The 17,700-nt window shown below is 62.0% G+C and carries 15 protein-coding genes; all 15 read right to left on the reverse strand.

The annotated features are described in order from the left end of the window. Positions 1-7: 7 nt before the first annotated feature. Positions 8-991 carry a polysaccharide deacetylase family protein gene (locus tag GQB00_RS03810; RefSeq protein WP_165855280.1) on the reverse strand — a complete coding sequence of 328 codons (984 nt, stop codon included), beginning with the start codon at positions 989-991 and terminating at the stop codon, positions 8-10. A gap of 26 nt (positions 992-1,017) precedes the next feature. Next, entirely contained in the window at positions 1,018-1,905 is an 888-nt protein-coding gene (locus GQB00_RS03815) for a glycosyltransferase family 2 protein (protein WP_165855281.1), read from the reverse strand. Positions 1,906-1,924: 19 nt separating this feature from the next. Further along, positions 1,925-3,265 (reverse strand): phenylacetate--CoA ligase family protein, encoded by a 1,341-nt coding sequence (locus GQB00_RS03820; protein ID WP_165855282.1) that lies wholly within the window; start codon positions 3,263-3,265, stop codon positions 1,925-1,927. Further along, the gene (locus tag GQB00_RS03825; RefSeq protein ID WP_165855283.1) at positions 3,262-4,356 is read right to left on the reverse strand and encodes a glycosyltransferase family 4 protein; all 1,095 of its coding nucleotides are present in this window, start codon (positions 4,354-4,356) and stop codon (positions 3,262-3,264) included. The genes GQB00_RS03820 and GQB00_RS03825 overlap by 4 nt, the downstream gene beginning before the upstream one ends. Next, entirely contained in the window at positions 4,353-5,426 is a 1,074-nt protein-coding gene (locus tag GQB00_RS03830) for a glycosyltransferase (RefSeq protein ID WP_165855284.1), read from the reverse strand. Before GQB00_RS03830 ends, GQB00_RS03825 begins: the two co-directional genes overlap by 4 nt. A gap of 60 nt (positions 5,427-5,486) precedes the next feature. Then, positions 5,487-6,641: a glycosyltransferase family 2 protein gene (locus GQB00_RS03835; protein WP_165855285.1), complete on the reverse strand. Its 1,155-nt coding sequence runs from the start codon at positions 6,639-6,641 to the stop codon at positions 5,487-5,489. A gap of 23 nt (positions 6,642-6,664) precedes the next feature. Continuing rightward, positions 6,665-7,630 carry an XrtA system polysaccharide deacetylase gene (locus tag GQB00_RS03840; protein ID WP_165855286.1) on the reverse strand — a complete coding sequence of 322 codons (966 nt, stop codon included), beginning with the start codon at positions 7,628-7,630 and terminating at the stop codon, positions 6,665-6,667. After that, complete coding sequence (locus GQB00_RS03845) at positions 7,627-8,913, reverse strand: hypothetical protein (RefSeq protein ID WP_165855287.1); 1,287 nt, start codon at positions 8,911-8,913, stop codon at positions 7,627-7,629. The genes GQB00_RS03840 and GQB00_RS03845 overlap by 4 nt, the downstream gene beginning before the upstream one ends. Then, a complete protein-coding gene (locus GQB00_RS03850; RefSeq protein ID WP_228160551.1) occupies positions 8,906-9,808 on the reverse strand; it encodes a polysaccharide biosynthesis protein in 903 nt (300 codons plus the stop codon). Before GQB00_RS03850 ends, GQB00_RS03845 begins: the two co-directional genes overlap by 8 nt. Continuing rightward, positions 9,808-11,334, reverse strand: coding sequence for an XrtA system polysaccharide chain length determinant (locus tag GQB00_RS03855; RefSeq protein ID WP_165855288.1), 1,527 nt, complete (start codon positions 11,332-11,334; stop codon positions 9,808-9,810). The genes GQB00_RS03850 and GQB00_RS03855 overlap by 1 nt, the downstream gene beginning before the upstream one ends. A gap of 108 nt (positions 11,335-11,442) precedes the next feature. Next, positions 11,443-12,072, reverse strand: coding sequence for an XrtA/PEP-CTERM system exopolysaccharide export protein (locus tag GQB00_RS03860; protein WP_111495973.1), 630 nt, complete (start codon positions 12,070-12,072; stop codon positions 11,443-11,445). A 100-nt stretch (positions 12,073-12,172) separates the two neighbouring features. Next, positions 12,173-13,585, reverse strand: coding sequence for a TIGR03013 family XrtA/PEP-CTERM system glycosyltransferase (locus GQB00_RS03865; protein WP_111495972.1), 1,413 nt, complete (start codon positions 13,583-13,585; stop codon positions 12,173-12,175). Between the two features lie 206 nt (positions 13,586-13,791). After that, positions 13,792-14,523: a PEP-CTERM sorting domain-containing protein gene (locus tag GQB00_RS03870; RefSeq protein WP_165855289.1), complete on the reverse strand. Its 732-nt coding sequence runs from the start codon at positions 14,521-14,523 to the stop codon at positions 13,792-13,794. Between the two features lie 202 nt (positions 14,524-14,725). Next, positions 14,726-16,210, reverse strand: coding sequence for a 2-methylcitrate dehydratase (gene prpD, locus GQB00_RS03875; protein WP_165855290.1), 1,485 nt, complete (start codon positions 16,208-16,210; stop codon positions 14,726-14,728). Between the two features lie 134 nt (positions 16,211-16,344). Beyond that, positions 16,345-17,523 (reverse strand): 2-methylaconitate cis-trans isomerase PrpF, encoded by a 1,179-nt coding sequence (gene prpF / locus GQB00_RS03880; protein ID WP_165855291.1) that lies wholly within the window; start codon positions 17,521-17,523, stop codon positions 16,345-16,347. Between the last annotated feature and the right edge of the window lie 177 nt (positions 17,524-17,700).

Here is a 17,700-nt window from a genome sequence, read left to right on the forward strand (position 1 = left end):
CGCATGGCTATACAAGCGTCCGGCTATTCAAATACGTCATCCCATAAAGATTCTTCTCAAACAAATCCCACAATTTGTTCGCCGGATACCGATTAATCGCCCACGGATCCGCCAACGGATGCCGGCTGGGAAAGGCCGCCACCGCCACTTGGTATCCTGCCGCCTGGATCGCTGACTTCACCTCTGAATTGAAATCGATGGGCTGTCCGTTGGGATAACAGAAGACCTGGGCATCCACACCTAACTTTTCGCGAATCAGCTGTCTCGACAGTTCAAGCTCGGTGGTCAGGGCATCCTGCCGCAGCTTGGTCAGTATGGGGTGGCTGTAGGAATGACTGCCGATGTCCAGCCCCTCTTCCACCATCGATTTGACCTGCAGCCAGTTCAGCCCCTCGTACTCCGGCGGTGGTCCGGCGGGGCGGGCGACGTCGAGTTGCTCAAACAGGTTCGCGATCAAGGTTTCTTTCTGATCGTTCGGGATCGTCAGGCAGTGGTCAGCGATGGCATTCCAGGCCTGATTCCGATCGCTTGATATATCCAGGCTTGCGTCCATCCCCGTAAGGGTGACCGGGCCCTGACGCGCCGTTTTATCGATGGCGTAGCGCACTTGATCTGGCCACAACCAGAGATCGTGGTTGACGAAGCCAGTGGTGATAAACAGCGTCGCCGGTATGCCCTCTTCCTTCAGCACCGGAAAGGCGTACTCCGCGAAATCCGCGTAGCCATCATCGAAGGTCACGACGACGGCGTGATCCGGCACCGTGCCGCTGTGGTGTGCCTCGATAAGCTGGGTCAGGTTCATGGGATGAAAATCGCGCTTGATCATCCGCATCTGATCCCGGAACTGGTCGACGTGGATCTTGCCCGGTTCGTCATGGGGCGAGATGCGGTGATACATCAGGATGCGCGGATGCTTTCGCGCCAGGAACCGGGCCAGGCGGAGCCCTCCAATCGGTCGGCTCACCTTATAGATCAGTTGGTTAACGGTCATACCTGCCTCTTACGCCTTCCCTTCTCTCAGACCCGCCGCAACATCAACTTGGCCAGGGACCGCCACCCCTGCCAGTAGAAACAGTCCCGAAGCAGCCCGCGACCAACGTCCAGGAAGGGCTCCAGGAAGGACTTTTCAGCGGCGGCAATGGACATGCCGCGGCTGATGTACATGTCGGCCCACGCCCTCGATTCCAGACGCTCCGGAATCACGTTGGGGTTTGCGCTGAGAAACTTCTCGAGGATCAGGAAGGCGTTGTCATAGCGCCCCCGGTAGTTTTTCGACATCTGCCCGGCCCAGATCCGGTAGATGTAGGTCACGTCGTTGACGTACTGGAAGTCCCAGTCGACGGAATAACGCAGCCAGAGATCCCAATCGATGCCCATCGGCAGCGACTCATCGAAGCGGCCGTTTTTCTCAACACAGGCCCGACGGATGACGGCCGTGCCGAATGGTACGAAGTTCTTGATGATGAGCTGCTCGGTCACACGGCCGCTGTGACGCTCGTAGGGCTGCGCCTTGTTGATGTGCGCGCCCTCCTGATCGATATAGGACACCTCGCTGTACACCACGCCCACGGCGGGATCATCGAAATACGCCATCTGCAGCTCAAGCTTGCGCCGGGACCAGAGGTCGTCGGCGTCGCAGAAGGCGATGAAATCCCCCCGGGCCTCTTCCAGACCCCGGTTCTTCGCGCGCGGCTGACCCTGATTTCCGGTCGGGATGTAGCGGACCCGCTCATCAGTCGCAAATGCCTGCATGGCCTCTGCCGTGTTGTCCGTGGAGCCGTCGTCCACGACCACCACTTCCAACGCCTGCCAGCTCTGATCCAGTACGGACTGGATCGCTTCCGGCAGGTAATGCCCCATGTTGTAGGTGGCGATCACCACGGACACCAGCGGTTGTTCGTTCATACTCATCCCCTGCACATACTCATACCCGACAGATGGAAAACCGGTACTTGCCAGACGGCTCCTGGGGAATGGCCGCCACGTCCTGAATGGTGCAGCGCACCCGTTCGTCAAACACTTCACGCAGCGCGGCCAGCAACGCCGGATCGGTGCCGGCGTCGAACTCGGGCCCCTTCACGCGGTTAATCGTCAGGTTGTCGAGTGTTTCCTGGACGAGCTGCATCTGTTCAATACCCGGAACTTTCGTCAGCGTGCGCTCCACCAGGGAAATGCCAGACACCTGGCCACCGGTCGGCAGTTTGAGGAAGTCCGCCACGCGGCCTTCGAGGCGTTCGAGTATGGGCAGCCCCCGGCCACACTCGCAGCGCCGTTCGGAGTACACGCCGACGTCCTCCACCCGGTAACGAATCAGCGGCATCGCAAAGTTGTTCAGGTCGGTCACGACGATCTTGCCGGGCTCTCCGGGCGCCACCGGTTCATCGTTGGCATCCAGGAATTCGACGTAGACGTGGGGCAGGTTCAGGTGCATGCCGTTGTGCTGTTCGCACTCACAGGCGATCAGCCCGACTTCCTCGCAGCCGTATCGGTTGGTGACCCGGCAGTCGAACGCCGACTCGATCATCCGCCGCTCGTGGTCCAACAGCATCATCGAGGTGGCGACGATGCCGTGCGGGCGCAGATCGTGGATACCGTTGTCCTGCAGATACTGGGCGAAGATGTAGATGGAGTGCGCATGGCCGAACACCGCGCCGGGTTTCTCCCGTCGCCAACGCTCGACAAAGGCGCCCATCGACTCCGGGTTCAGGTCCATCGTGTCCAGGTAGATGGTGCGGTCCAGCAGGTGGTGACGCAGGGTCTGCTTCAGGCCATGGGGCACCGGCGGGTTGCCCCAGACGGACGCCCGCTTCATGCCCAGATCCCAGCCCGCCCAGCGATCCGCAAGCAACTGGGCGGCGTTGCGACGCTCCTGACAGGGCTCGTCGAAATACAGGTTCAGTGAAACGCCGGTGGATCCGCCGGTCTTGGCGGTCACCAGGGAGGCCCTGGACGACGCGTCGCTGATAAAGGCATCCAGGTGGTTTCGGATGCTCTGTTTGGTCGTGACCGGTATGCGACGAAATGCCGCCGGCGAGTCAATGGACTCTGCTTCGACGCCGTATTCGGCCAACAGAGCCCGGTAGAAGGGGCTGTTCCGTGCGGCGTGGCGGATCATGCCCTGCAACCGCTGCCATTGCAGGGCCTCAATATCTTCCCGCGGCCACCATTGCTGCCTTTCAAGTGCCTTCCACTCGGCCAGACGCTGGCTGCGGTCCTTCACGTCCCAGAGCGGATAGAACACATGCTTCGATAGCTGCTCCATCATGCGGCGCGCTCCTCCTTCATCAATGTTCGATACAGCGCCACGTGACGATCCAGCATGGTTTGCACGGAATAACGTCTCATAACCCGCAGCTGCCCTTCCCGGCCCATGGCCTGGCGCAGCTCGGGCCGCTCGATCAGATGCTGCAACCGCCGCGTCATCCCCTCGACGTCCCCCACCTCAACCAGGAAGCCGTTCTCCCCGTCGGACACGATCTCGGGGTTGCCACCGGTCCGGGTGCACACCACGGGCTTGCCGCAACGCATGTACTCGATGATCGCATTGGAAAAACCTTCCGACTCGGAACACAGCACGGCGATGTCGAACGCCTCGATCCAGCGTTCGGGATCCGGTTGGCTGCCGGCAAACTGGACCCGATCGAGCACCCCCAGCTGTTCGGCCAGTGCCTGATACGGCGCCGGATCGCCACCGCCGACGATCCGCAGGACAACGTCACCGCCTTCGGCAACCAGCCCCGCCACAGAGCGAATCAGGTCGTCGATTCGCTTGATGGGCCGGAGGTTGGCGACGATACCGATCACCACGGGCGGCCGGTGTGGAGACAGGATCGCCGGTTCCATGGCGTCCACCGGATACCCGTTGTAAATCACGTGCACCTTGTTGTCCGGCAGGCGTTCGGCGTCACGGGTCAATGTGGCCACCGCCTCGCTGTTGCACACGGCCGCCGACACCCAGAGCCCCGTCAGCCGCAGCGCCCGCAGATACAGTGACGAATACCAGAAGCCCATGTCCCGGCGCGAAATAATGGTTTGCAAACCGGCCAGTCGCATCATCGGCGGGCAGATGACCGAAGCGTCATTGAAAAACACATGCACCAGCCCGAAACCGTCGGCTTTGAGAGTTCGCGCAAACCGATACACCCGCCCCCAGCTCCCGGGGTCCGCCACGCGCCCAACTCCGAGCTCCTCCACCGGGACCGGAAATTCGCCACTGCGGGTGTAATCCGTGCCTCGAAAAACCGCAAAGCGAAGTTCCCAGCCTTTCCGGCTCAGGCCCTCGACCAGCTTGAACACCTGGCTCTCGGTGCCGGCGTGCGGGTGGTTGTACTGATCCATGACGATGCAGAGTTTCATGACGCCACCTGCTCGTAGGCCGACAGGTAGAGGCGCCCCATGGCCTGCCCGGAATAGTCCCTGGAAACCCGCTCGCGGGCCCAGGCGACTCGGGCCTGACGGTCCACCTCCGCCGCCAGGCACTGATCGACGGCCTCCCGGAGATCCTCGCCCCGGTCGAGGCGCACCACGAAGCCGCCTTCGCCGTTTCCCAGAACCGCGGCCATTTCACCGACGTCCGACGCAATCACGGGCACGTCCAGCGCCATGGCCTCCAGCAAGGTGATCGGCAAACCTTCGGTGTAGGACGGCAGACAGATCGCATCGACGGCCTGCATCAACGCCGGCACGGCATCGCTGTAACCGGGCATCATCAATGCCTCCGCGACACCGACCTGCTGGGCCTGACGCGCCAGCGCCGCACGTTCCTTGCCTTCGCCGATGATCAGCAGCCCGGCCTCCGGGTGGTCCGCCCGCAGCGAGGCGAACGCCGCGACCAGACGCTCAAAGCCCTTTTCCCGGGACAGTCGCCCCACCCCCAGAAGCACCGGCGAGTGGGTAGCGATAAAGTCAGCGAAGCCGGCCGGCAGCGGCTGCCCGGCGGCCTGGCGCAAGCCGTCAATATCCAGGCCGTTGGGAATCACCGATGTGCGGGACGAGCGCGACAGTCCCTCCGGGATATCCTTCATCATGGCGTCGGACACCACGATGACCCGGTTCAGTCGCCCCAGAATCACCCGGTCCAACGACTCGTACAGCCAGGACTTGCTGAAGCGCGCCGCCTTCACGTAGCCGTGCAAGGTCGCCACCATCGGCAGGCGCCGGACCGACTGCGGCCACATGCCCATCAGCACGTTGAACTTGTAGCCGTGGGAATGCAGCAGTTCATAGCCCCGTTCCCGCGCCCAGCGCAGGATCCTGAGCGCCTCGGACGGATTGAAGCCGGGCTTCATGCGCCAGCTCTCGACCGGCAAACCCAGCCGCCGCGCTTCCGTTTCCAGCGGCTTTTCCGCCATTCCCGGTTCGCCAGCGCTCAGTATGAGCGGCGACAGGCCGACGGCGATTTGTTCCCGTACCAGTGTCAGCAGCATTTTTTCGGCTCCGTAGAGACCGCCACTGTCGATCAGATGCAACACCCGGGTGACCACCAATCATCCCTTCCTTGGGTTCCAGATCACTTTCTTTTCGCCCCGGACAAACGATCGCGTGGCCCGGTAACACGCCAGATTGAGCAACATCAGGTAATAAGGTGCGGCCAGGTAAAACGGCAGATGCCGCCCATCCCGCTCGCGCTTGCGGCCCAGCCAGGCGCACAGGTAGATGGCCACCAGCCCCAGCAGGCACAGGCCATAGATACCGCCCCGATCCGCCAGCAGCAGCGCGGTGATCGTCAACAGGATCTGCGGCACAAAAGCCAGGTAGCGCAGCAACTTGTGGGACAGCAACTGCCAGGCAAACACGCCGAAGCGCAGCGGGTTCAGGAGCTGCGACATGTCCTTGAGCGCCCACAGTGCGCGAAGGGTCACGCGGACGCGCATGCTGAACTCGCTGGCGCTGTCTTCCAGGGCTTCTTCCTTGAGCAGTGCCTCGGGCTCGTACACCACGCGGTAGCCCTGCTCGACCACTTTAAGAGGCTGGACGAAATCTGGTAACTGATCCGCCCTCAACGGCTGATACAGCGACTTGCGCATGGCGTCGATGCCACCGTCCACGCCAACGATGGAGCCGATGCGGGTCTCCTGGACGCGCAACGCGTTCTCGTACTTCATGTAGGCGCTGCAGCCGTCTCCCACCAGGTGCCCGGCTTCGTTGACGTAGACCATCTTGCCAGTGACGTAGCCCACCTGCTCATCGGCGAAATTGCGAACCAGCCGCGCCACCGCCATGGCATCCCACTGGGAGTTGGCATCGGAGAAGGCGATGATGTCGCCCCGGGCTTCCGGTACCAGACGGTTGAGCCCGGCGGTCTTGCCCTGGCGGGGACTCTGCCGGAACAGGCGGATGTTGAACGGGCTGTCCTGCGCCAGGGCGCCGACAATGGCGTCGGTTCCGTCGTCGGACTCGTCGGAAATCACCAGGATTTCCAGTTTGTCGGCGGGGTACACCAGTGCCTGCTTGTTGCGCAGCGTCGCCTCGATGTCCCGGGCCTCGTTATAGGCGGCGATCAGGATGGTGACGCTGGGCTGGTAATCGTCGTCACGGTGCACGCGACGCTCCGCCCGCCCCAGCACGTAGGCCACCAGCGGGTAGCCCAGGTAGATGTAGAGCAGGAGCAGCAGCGAGATCCAGAAAATCAGGGTGAGCATGGCGGCGTTCCGGGCTCCTGCGGCTAGTGGGGCGCGCCGGTCAGGCGCGATGCGGAAGCCGTTGCGTCAGGCGTTGAGTGGCTTTCCCCGGTAACCGGGTCCGCCGCGGCTGCGGGCTCCAGCACGCCCTGCTCCCGCAGCACGTCACTCATCGGCCCGAAACGGAAGCGGCGCAGGAGTTTCTCCAGCCGCGCCTCGCAAACGTCCAGGTTGTTGTAATGCCGGAAGCGGGAGAACCATTTGACGTCCAGCCGCGGCTGCCCGGGGTCCACTTCCCACGGATGCAGATAGAACACGAACGGCTTGCCCTGGCGGTTGATCTGCCCCAACCCCCACTGGCTGAACCAGTACGGGAACAGCCGGAAGTAACCACCGCCGGCGATGGGCAGTGTGTAGCCGGGAAATTGCAGCGTGCTCAGGGGAAATTCCGCCAGCGTGTGGCCGTCGTCGGTGGTCAGGCGGTGGGGCCAGCGGGGCGTACCCGGCATGCCGTAGCGGTCATGATGCACCGGGAAAATCGAGGAATCCCAGGTAAACCCTTCTTCGCACAGGATATCCAGCGCCCAGCGGGACTGCGCGGTGATCGAATAGCTGGCCGCCCGATAGCCGGTGACGGCTTCCCCGGTAATGTCTTCCAGGATGCGCTTGGAACGACGCGTCTCCTCGCGGAACACCTCCGGCGTCTGGTTGTAGATCAGCTGATGGCTATAGCCGTGGCTGGCCACCTCATGACCCGCCTGCTGGATGCGTCGCACCAGCTGGGGCGAGCGCTCCGCCACCCAGCCCAGGGTGAAGAAGGTGGCCTTGATGCCGTGCTCGGCAAACCGCGCCAGCAAACGGTCGGTATTGGCTTCGACGCGATACTCCATGCGGTCCCAGTCGTCCCGCGATACGGCCTCGGCCAGGGCGGCGACCTGGAAGTAATCTTCGACGTCGATGGTGAGCGCATTCAACGGCGCCCGGCTGTTCCCTGTGGTGGTGGTATTCATCGGAACTGATACTCCACGCTGACCGACACCCAGTTCTCGGTGTATTCCCGGGAGGAAACGTCACTGGTGCGCCGGTTGTGGCCAATCTTGCCGCTGAGGTCGAGGTCCGACAGCAGGCGCGTCGACAGTCCCAGGTCGATGCCGAAAATATGGTCTTCGGTGTCATCGTCCTTGTAGCTCAGCAGCGCCGCGTCAGCGCCCGCGGTGAAGTCGATCTGGCCGGTTACGGGCCGGCGATAGTCGACCACCAGCGCCACGCGCCCTTCGCGGGAGTCGGTATCCAGGTTGTCGGATCGGTTGGCGACGCCGGTCAGCTCAAAGCTGGACCCGTCGCTGTTCTCCCGGTTGTAGCCGGCGCGCACGTCGGTCACTTCCAGGGCGTTGGTGTCCTCGATGGTGTAGGTCACGTCATCGAACTCGAAATCAAACTCGGAGGCCTCGTCGGTAATCTCGCGGCTCGCGGCAATGTAGACCGACGACGACGCGTTGATCTGGCGCTCCATCCGCAGATCCCCGACCCAGCCATCGAATTCGCTTTCCTGGGGGCCGAATTCACGCTCCAGGCGGGTGCCGCCGAAGGAGCCGGAAATTGTGGTGGCGGCGAACTCCTTCGAGAAAAACAGCGTGGCGGTGTAGCGGTCCACGTCCTCGCCGTTGTCGTACTCGGTGCGATCCGCGGACAGGTTGAGCCCGCCGGCCAACGTCTGCGAGAACAGGTGTCGCCAGAAAGCGGTGGTGATGTAACCGTCGCTGTCCCGCTCCTCAGGCTCCTTGTAATCGATGTTCTCGTACTCCACCGAGAAGCTCAGGGTGTCTACCGTCGTCACCGCCCAGACGTAGCGGGGTCCGGTGCGGAATATGTTGCGGCGGGTGCGGTTGTCGGGCGTGTTGGAGGCCTGGTCGTCCTGGATGACGTCCCGGGTTTCGTTGGAGGCGTCCCAGAACAGGCGCTCCATCAGTTGGCAACTGCCCAGCCAGTCGATGCTGGTGTAGGTTTCCGGGTCATAGGTGTCGTCCAGGTAGACGCCGTAGGCCAGATCAGCCGCCAGGTCGGAATTGCAGCGGCCGGGATCGGACCGGTGGCGGATGCCCAGGGTGACCCGGTTCTCCAGATCCGTCTGCTCGTTGGATTCGGAGCGCTCGACGTTGTCGCTCAGCCGACTGTCGGCACCGACGGTGATTCGGGCGGGTTCGGCATAGGCCATGGTGCACACCCCGTAAAGGGCCAGTGTCGCTACGGTAAACAGCCCTCGAATCATCCCTGATTCGGAATATCTAGCCATTGATGACAGCTCCGGCGAATTTCTGGGGACTGAAGGCTCCGGCCGCCTGTTCGACGGCCCCCGGCGTCACTTTGCCGTGGGGGACGACCAGCAGCGAGAAATCACAGAGTTCCGACAGAATCCGCGCATCCGGTGAATCGCTGACCGGCGCCGTATCGAGGATGATGAAACGGTCGGGATAGCGGCGCCGTACCGCCTGCAGGAACTGCTTCATGCGGAACGAGGTGAAGAATTCTGCCGGCGATTCGCGATGGCTTCCGGCCGGTATCAGGCGCAGGCGCGGGATGCCGGTCGGGTAGATGATGCGGGCGATGTCGTAGTCGGACTCGTCGAGGAAATCGGTCAGGCCGCTTTCCGGGACCATGTCCAGCATGGTGTGCAGCGATGGGTCGCGCAGGTTGCAGTCGATCAGCAGCGCCGTCTTGGCCTGGTCGAAGGCAAACGCTGCGGCCAGGTTCAGCGCCATGAACGACGTGCCGGCGGATTCGGTCGCCCCGGACACCACCAGGGTAAAGTTATTGCCGCCGGAGACTTCCAGCAGCTTGGTCCGCAGGTTACGGAAGCGGTTGACCAGATCCCGGTTGGGCGATTCCGGGTAGACGATCCGGCGCTCGTCCAGGTCGTCGTTGGTGAGCCGGCGCGGCTCCTGCATCCGCCGGATCTGGCGGCTGATGACGTAACGGTCGACCGCGCCCACACCCAGTTCCAGGGAGCTGGGAACCAGCAGACGGGAATCGTCCCACTCGCTGAACGGTACGCCGCTGGCCTGCTCGACCTCGCCTTCCTTGCCGCCGGAAGCATCGGCACCCGGCTGTTGTGGGTCCTGCCGCGTCTTGCGCTCCCCCGATTTCTCGGAGGACGCTTCGAATTCGCGGTCCTGATGCGTTCCAGCCATCAAAATACTCCCATGACAGAAGCAACAGCTATTCCGATGTACGCCGCGACGATCAGGATGCAGCCAAGAATAACGGTTACGGTGACGCGCCGGTCCCGACGCATCTCAAACGGTGTTCTCACGTTCGGAATCTCGATCAGCACCGGCAGGTTGATGTCGTCCTCAAGCTGGGACTTGGCACGAACCCTTGGGTCGATCTGCACCAGCCCGGCAATCGCCCCCAGCGGTGCCAGCAGCCCCAGGAACAGACCGGCCATGGCAAACTGTTCGAACTGCGGCCCCTCGGGTCTAAGCGGGAAACGGGCGGTCTCGTTGATGCGGTAGTTCAGACCCTGCCCTTCGATATCCAGGTGCATCGACACCCGCGCCTTCTCGCGCCGTTTTAGCAGGTCGTTGTAGATCTGACGATTTACGTCCATGTCACGGGTGAGCTTGGAGTACTCCGCCTTGTTGGCCTGGATCCGCTCCATGCGGTTCGCCTGCTGGTCGATCAGCCCCTTGAGCGAGCGAATGCGGGTATTGATCGTCTCGATCTCGGTGCGCGCCTGGGCCAGCGACGTGCTCAGTTCCTTGTACAGCGGATTGACCGTCTGCTCGGAACGCGGTGCCCGAGTGTCGTTCTGGGCGTTGGCCATGGCGCGGTTGCGCTGGCGCCGGAGCTCGGCAATCTGCTCCTGCAGGATGACGATATCGGGGTAGGAATCGTGGTATTTCAGGCGCAAGGCATCGAGCTGCTGCTGCAGCGCCGAAATCCGCTGCTGATATTCGTCCTGGGTCTGTTCCTGGCGCAGGGTGGCGTTGACGCTCGACAGTTGCTGCTCAAGGGACGCCACCCGGGTTTCCATTTCCTGCTTCTGCAGTTCGGCCTGTTCCAGGTTGCCGCGCAGGTTGGCCATCTTGTTGTTGGCCTCGCCCTCGGTGCCGTCGACATTTTCCGACAGGAATTGCTTGAGTCGGGCTTCCGACTCGGCCAGCTGTCCCTCGTAGCTTTTCACCTGACTGTCGATGAACTCGTAGGCGCTGCGGCTTTCAGCCCGCTTGCGACTGGCGGACTCCTCGATAAAGGCCTGGCCCAGGCGCTGGGACACGCGATAGGCCTCGATCGGTGATTGCGACACGAAGCCAATGCTGAAGTAGCTGTCCCCGCGAGCCCGCACGCGCAGGTTGCCGCGCAGGCGGTTGACCCGCGATTCCAGCTGCTCCGGATCCAGATTGGCGGCTTCGGGGCCGAAGGTGTCCACGTCCTCCGCCACCCGCTCCATGACCCCGCGGCTCCACAGCAACTCCTGCGCGGCGGAGGCCCGCTCGTTGATTTCGGTGGTCACCGCGCTACCTTCCATGAGCGGCCGGATGATGTTCTCGTCGTCCACGTAGATCACAACTTCCGACGAGTAGCGGTAGGGCCACAGGAAGCCGGCCGCCAGCACGCCGAAGCTGACAATGGCGAAGGCCAGCAGGACGAGCCACTTCCGGGCCCGGACTTCCCGCAGCACTTCGCTGGGTAACTTGATAAGTGGGAGTGCCATATCACTAACCTGACTGTTTCATCTCAAGTGCCAAGCCGTTCCGATAAAGACCCGGCCTCAAGTGCTTCGCCCCATAACGGGCGCGCCGACAGAGCGCCTTGCCGGCGATCAGAAACTGCGTTCCGGCACGGTCAAGATGTCGCCGGGCTGCAGTTTGTAGTTTGTCGCGATATCACCCTCGGTCAGGATGTCGTCGAGCTTGACCGGAATCGCCACCACCTCACTCCCCAGCGGCCGATAGAGCATGGTGTCGTTGAGGGAGGCAAAAGGATTGGCACCGCCGGCCGAGAGCACCACATCGAGCACGGTCATGCCCGCCCGGAACGGCATCGACATGGGCTGCTGCACGGCCCCGGTAATCCGCACGCGGTCGGTGAACTCGTGGCTGTTCATGCCGGTCACCACTACGCTCACCTGCGGCTCCCGGATAAAGCTGGACAATTCCTCTTCGATGGAATCGGCCAGGTCTTCGGGCGTGCGGCCACTGGCCATGATGTCACCGACCAGGGGCACGGAAATGCGGCCGTCCGGGCGAATGGGTACGCTGGTGCTCAAGTCCTCGTTACGCCACACCGTGACCTGAACCACATCACTGGGCCCCAGAATGTACTGGTCGACGCCCTCGTGACTGACGTTCAGCGCCTGCTGGATCATTTGCGGCGACGACGCCGGCTGCGAGGCGCAACCCGCAATGAGAAGGGAGAAAACTACCGCCAGAGCAACATACATCCTTGCCATCTCGTGTCCTCACGACATTTACTGGAAGCAAATTGCAGCCGGCCTTCGTGGCCGACCCCGAAAACTGCATGCGTTGTTCTGTTCCTTGGCCTGGTCGCGTCTACCTTGATCCTTTCTTGAAGAGGATCACTTCGACGGTCTGAATAATGACCAGCAAATCCAGAAGAAGACTCTGGTTCTTTATGTAATAAAGGTCATAGCGAAGCTTTTCGCGAGTGTCTTCTTCGTTATCCGCGTAGGCGAAGCAAAGCTGCGCCCATCCGGTTATGCCCGGCTTCACCCGGTGCCGTTCGTTATAGAACGGAATCTTCTCGGCCAGCTGCTCGACGAACATCGGCCGCTCCGGTCTTGGCCCCACAAAGGCCATGGTGCCGTTCAGCACGTTAAAGATCTGTGGCAGCTCATCGATGCGCACCTTGCGGATAAAGGCGCCCACCCTGGTGACCCGGGTGTCGTTCTTTTGCGCCCAGACCGCACCGTTCTTCTCGGCATCGGTCCGCATGGAGCGAAACTTGTGAACCCGGAACACCTGGCCGTTGAGCCCGACCCGTTCCTGGCTGTACAGCACCGGCGCCTTCCAGCCGTCTTCCAGCTTGATCGCCAGGACCGTCAGTAGCATCAGCGGCGACGACGCGATCAACAGGGTGCCGGCCGCCAGGATATCCAGTGCCCGCTTGCCCAGGCCGGATACCGACGAGACGGTGAACCCATCGGAAAACACCAACCAGCCCCGGGTGATCATTTCCATGGCAACCTTTCGGGATTCCCGCTCATAGAAGGCGGCGCCATCGACGATATGAACGCCTTCCATCTTGCACTCGAGCAGGTCTTCCATGGGCAAACCCTTGCGGCGGTCGTCGACCGACACCACGATCTCCCGCACCGGATTCCCAAGGATGTAGCGATGCAGCGACACCGGCACATTGACCAGATAGTTGGCCGGCACCTCCACCTTCTCGCCGTCCATGGGTACGAAGCCGACCAGGTTGAACCCCTTGCGGTTGAACGGGGTTCGCAGATCCTCAAGCAGCTGTTTGGCCCGGAAGCCGGCACCCAGCACCAATACCTTGCGCTTGAAGGTGTCATCTCCGGCGATCGTGAAGTAGAGCGTGCGCACGATACCCAGCAGGAAGAAGCCGAAGACGGAAGCGGAGCTGATCACGCCGTCTCCCCCCAGATACCAGAGCCAGTTTTCGCTCAGCATATAGGCGGTGAGCGAAAACGGGATGCTCAGCAGCAGGGCCAGGATAGTGCGCAGCATCATGCCCGACAGGCCGTCTTCGAGCCGGGACTGGTGCACCCCCATGGCGACCATCAGCAGCAGGTTCAGGCCGGCAAATACAATGGCCGACGGGTAGATGTAAGGCAGCGATTCGTTAAAGAACTGAAGGTCGCCGAAAAAGCGGAAAAAAACGGCAATACAGAACGCGCCAATCAGAACCAGAAAATCGATCAGGCCCAGAACTGCGAACGGAATGTGAATGTAATGCCTGAAAATTCTGACGTGTGCCACGTCGACTCCTTTGCGATACGCATACCGGAATCTTCCCTGACGCCGGTGGATCGGACTCCAGATACTACGAAGTCTACTGCATTCGCCTGGCTGTGCAATCGTGTGCATTCCAAAACAAATGACTGAGCTATGTAAAATTTTTCGACAACAAAAACCCCGACTCAGGCCGGGGTTCTTGCTCAAAGCGTTCATCAGTCGTTCCGGATTCAGGCCTTCCGGCGACGCATGACACCAACGCCCGCCAGACCAAGACCCAGCAACGCCAGGGTTCCCGGCTCAGGCACTTCGCCAACGGTCACGTTGTCGATACCGTAGCCATCGCTTTCGTTGTTGGAGTAGAACGTAATCTCGCCCAGACCATCGGTGTCGATGAGGCTGACGTAGAAGACCTGACCGTCATCGAGGCTGCTGCCAAACAGCGCCTCGTAGCTGAAGGTCATGCCGCTGACCGTCAGGTAGCCGCCCTCGTCGTTCGGGTCGGTGATGTAGAAGCCGACGGCGTTGTACCCATCGAGAACCGAGAAGGTCATCTCCTGGGAGTCCATGCTGTCGAGCCAGTTGTCATTGTCGGGGCCGGTGGGCACCGCCGACCGGCCGAAGAATGGCGTGCTACCGGCGTCCAGGATGGCCACGCCGCCGCTGCAACTGAAGCCACCGTCATCACAGGACCCGCCGGTGCCCGCCACGTCCTGGGTGAAATCACCCACCGAGGTACTGATCGTATTGGCCTGCGATCCCGTGCCTGCCGTATAGCTTTCAAACCCTTCGGTCAGATAACCGGATTTGAGTTTGCTGAAGAAGGCGCTTTCCGCCGCCTGCGCGGCCGCTTCGCCCTCACCACTGACGGACAGCATCAGCGCAGCGTTGGCCGAAGAGGCAACGCCGGCGACGCCTAATGCGACACCTGCCGTCAAACCGAGTATGCGTTCCATTTTCATTGCACAGCTCCTGTTACAACACTGGTTTTTAGTGATTGTTCACGGCGGCACGTAGCAAGAAGGGAACCAGAATTATCAACCGACTGATTTTTATCGTTTTTAAAGGACGTCCGTACAAAAACTGACACCTGCGCTGTAAATTTTTTGGACATAAAAAAAGAGGTGCCACAAGCACCTCTTTTTTAAAATCTTGCAAAACATCTCATATCACGAACAGATCCATGAATTCGTGTACCGCCATTTGCTCCAGTTTGGGCGGATCCAGGCATAGGGATTCAATCGCCCGGCAACGCGCCGCCGGGAAGCGGGTCGCCAGATTGTGGCGGAATTTCTCCTCCAGCAGCGGCATCCCCTCCTTGCGCCGGCGGCGGTGGCCGATGGGGTATTCCACCGCCACCTGTTCCGTCTTTGAACCATCCCTGAAAAACACCTGCACAGCGTTGGCAATGGACCGCTTGTCGGCTTCCAGATACTCCCGCGTATAGCGCTCGTCCTCGACGACCTCCATCCTGTCGCGCAGGGCATCGATCTCCGGATGGGCCTGGTGGAAATCGTCCTCGTAGTGATCGGCGGTCAGGGAGCCGAAGATCAGGGGCACCGCTGTCATGTATTGCAGGCAGTGGTCCCGGTCAGCGGCGTTAGCCAGCTTGCCCACCTTGGAAATGATGCGGATGGCGGATTCGTGGGTGGTGATCACCACCCGGTCGATGTCGTCGAGCCGGTCTTTCACTTGCGGGTGCAAGGTCACCGCGGCCTCGGCCGCCGTCTGGGCATGGAATTCCGCCGGAAACGAAATCTTGAACAGCACGTTTTCCATGACGTAGCTGCCGAAAGCCTGGGGTAGCGAGAATCGACGCTGCCCTTCCGGTTTGAGCGCCTGGTCCTTGTTGGTCTTGCTGAACAGCACGTCGTAAAATCCCCATTGGGGCGCAGTGAGCACTCCGGGAATGCCCATTTCCCCACGCAGGGCAATGTCCGCCAGCCGCACCGCCCGGGACGTAGCGTCGCCCGCCGCCCAGGATTTCCGGGAGCCCGCGTTAGGCGCATGGCGATAGGTGCGCAGGGCCTGTCCGTCCACCCAGGCGTGCGACAGTGCCGATAGGATCTGTTCCCGATCCGCTCCCATCAGCCGGGCGGCGACAGCCGTGGACGCCACTTTGACCAACACAACGTGATCCAGCCCCACGCGATTGAACGAGTTCTCAAGCGCCAGCACGCCCTGGATCTCGTGGGCCATGACCATGCTGTCCAGCACCTCGCGCATCGTCAGCGGCGCATGACCCGAGGCCACGCGTTTCTGTGACAGATGGTCGGCAACCGCCAGGATCGCGCCGAGGTTGTCGGATGGGTGGCCCCATTCGGCGGCCAGCCAGGTGTCGTTGTAGTCCAGCCAGCGCACGATGCAGCCGATGTCCCAGGCCGCCTTGACCGGATCCAGCCGGAAGGAGGTGCCTGGCACGCGGGCCCCGTGGGGTACCGTTGTCCCCTCAACCAGCGGCCCGAGGTGCTTGGTGCATTCCGGGAAACGCAGGGCCAGAAGACCGCAGCCGAGGGTGTCTATCAGACAGTGACGGGCCGTATCCAGCGCCTCCGGACTGTCGACCCGGAAGGTCAGCACGTAGTCGGCGATCTGTTGGAGTACGTCGTCGTAGTCTGGGCGTTCGTTGAGATCGAAAGTCGCGGACATGCCTGCTATCCCTTCTCCCTGCCGGGGACGCGACTGGCGTGACATCACCCTGCCCCGGCTTTGCAATGACGTGAGGACAGTATGGACCGGATGCCGGGTCCCTTCGAGCGGCCCCGGCCTCTCAAACGGGGAACCTAGAAGGCATCCCCCGGGATGCGCACCCAGCCTTCCATCAGGATGCGGGCGCTGCGGCTCATAATGGCTTTTCTGGCGGTCCACTGACCGTTCACCGATTCGGCTTCGGCGCCGACACGCAAGGTGCCCGACGGATGACCAAAGGTCACGGACGTGCGATCGCCGCCGCCCGCCGCCAGGTTCACCAGGGTTCCCGGAACCGCCGCGGCCGTGGCGATGGCGACCGCCGCGGTGCCCATCATGGCGTGGTGCAGTTTGCCCATGGACAGAGCGCGGACCAGCACGTCGATATCCGCCGCGGCGATTGCCTTCCCGCTGGACGCCACGTAGCCCCTGGGCGGCGCGACAAAGGCCACCTTGGGCGTGTGCTGGCGATTGGCCGCTTCTGAGACATCGCCGATCAGCCCCATTTTGACCGCGCCGTGGGCGCGAATGGTTTCGAAACGGGCCAGTGCCTCGTCGTCGTTGTTGATCGCTTCCTGCAGTTCCGTGCCATCGTAGCCGATGGCCTCGGCGTTGATGAAGATGGTCGGGATACCGGCGTTGATCATGGTGGCTTTCAGGGTGCCGACGCCGGGCACGTCCAGGTCGTCGACCACGTTGCCGGTGGGGAACATGGCGCCCTCACCGTCCGCCGGATCCATGAACTCAACCTGGACTTCCGCCGCCGGGAAGGTGACGCCGTCCAGCTCGAAGTCGCCGGTTTCCTGCACATCCCCGTTCGTCATGGGAATGCGGGCGATGATGGTCTTCTCGATGTTTTTCTGCCAGATCCGGACCGTTGCCAGCCCGTTTTCAGGCACCTGCCCCGGATCGACCAGACCGTTATTGATGGCAAAGGCCCCGACGGCCGCGGTCAGGTTACCGCAGTTGCCGCTCCAGTCGACGAACGGCTTGTCGATAGAGACCTGGCCGAACAGATAGTCCACGTCGTGATCCGGGCTTTCGCTTTTCGACAGGATAACGGTCTTGCTAGTGCTGGACGTGGCGCCGCCCATACCGTCGGTCTGCTTGCCGTAGGGATCGGGGCTGCCGATCACGCGCAGCAGCAGTTTGTCGCGCGCTTCGCCCGGCACCTGAGCCGCTTCGGGCAGATCGGCGAGGTTGAAGAACACGCCCTTGCTGGTGCCGCCCCGCATGTAGGTGGCGGGGATTCTGATTTGCGGTTTATGGGTCATTTTGGTGTTTCCCGGATTCTGTGGACGATATCGGCCGCTGGGTGGGGGATCATCGGCAGCCCTGCGGGCTGCTCCGAAGCTGAAGCGTCGGCTACATTTTCAGGTCACCCCGAGTATGTAGCAGATGCTTTAGCTTCTGAGGCACCGTCAGGTGCCCCAGTCAGCCCCACACTAATA

Origin of the sequence: Marinobacter sp. JSM 1782161 (assembly GCF_011421605.1) — a bacterium.
GTDB lineage: Bacteria > Pseudomonadota > Gammaproteobacteria > Pseudomonadales > Oleiphilaceae > Marinobacter_A > Marinobacter_A bohaiensis.

What these genes read in the sequence shown, in the direction of transcription:
- GQB00_RS03810 (WP_165855280.1), bottom strand. Translation starts at nt 991, where the DNA reads ATGACCGTTAACCAACTGATCTATAAGGTGAGCCGACCGATTGGAGGG.
- GQB00_RS03815 (WP_165855281.1), bottom strand. Translation starts at nt 1,905, where the DNA reads ATGAACGAACAACCGCTGGTGTCCGTGGTGATCGCCACCTACAACATG.
- GQB00_RS03820 (WP_165855282.1), bottom strand. Translation starts at nt 3,265, where the DNA reads ATGATGGAGCAGCTATCGAAGCATGTGTTCTATCCGCTCTGGGACGTG.
- GQB00_RS03825 (WP_165855283.1), bottom strand. Translation starts at nt 4,356, where the DNA reads ATGAAACTCTGCATCGTCATGGATCAGTACAACCACCCGCACGCCGGC.
- GQB00_RS03830 (WP_165855284.1), bottom strand. Translation starts at nt 5,426, where the DNA reads ATGCTGCTGACACTGGTACGGGAACAAATCGCCGTCGGCCTGTCGCCG.
- GQB00_RS03835 (WP_165855285.1), bottom strand. Translation starts at nt 6,641, where the DNA reads ATGCTCACCCTGATTTTCTGGATCTCGCTGCTGCTCCTGCTCTACATC.
- GQB00_RS03840 (WP_165855286.1), bottom strand. Translation starts at nt 7,630, where the DNA reads ATGAATACCACCACCACAGGGAACAGCCGGGCGCCGTTGAATGCGCTC.
- GQB00_RS03845 (WP_165855287.1), bottom strand. Translation starts at nt 8,913, where the DNA reads ATGGCTAGATATTCCGAATCAGGGATGATTCGAGGGCTGTTTACCGTA.
- GQB00_RS03850 (WP_228160551.1), bottom strand. Translation starts at nt 9,808, where the DNA reads ATGGCTGGAACGCATCAGGACCGCGAATTCGAAGCGTCCTCCGAGAAA.
- GQB00_RS03855 (WP_165855288.1), bottom strand. Translation starts at nt 11,334, where the DNA reads ATGGCACTCCCACTTATCAAGTTACCCAGCGAAGTGCTGCGGGAAGTC.
- GQB00_RS03860 (WP_111495973.1), bottom strand. Translation starts at nt 12,072, where the DNA reads ATGGCAAGGATGTATGTTGCTCTGGCGGTAGTTTTCTCCCTTCTCATT.
- GQB00_RS03870 (WP_165855289.1), bottom strand. Translation starts at nt 14,523, where the DNA reads ATGAAAATGGAACGCATACTCGGTTTGACGGCAGGTGTCGCATTAGGC.
- prpD (WP_165855290.1), bottom strand. Translation starts at nt 16,210, where the DNA reads ATGTCCGCGACTTTCGATCTCAACGAACGCCCAGACTACGACGACGTA.
- prpF (WP_165855291.1), bottom strand. Translation starts at nt 17,523, where the DNA reads ATGACCCATAAACCGCAAATCAGAATCCCCGCCACCTACATGCGGGGC.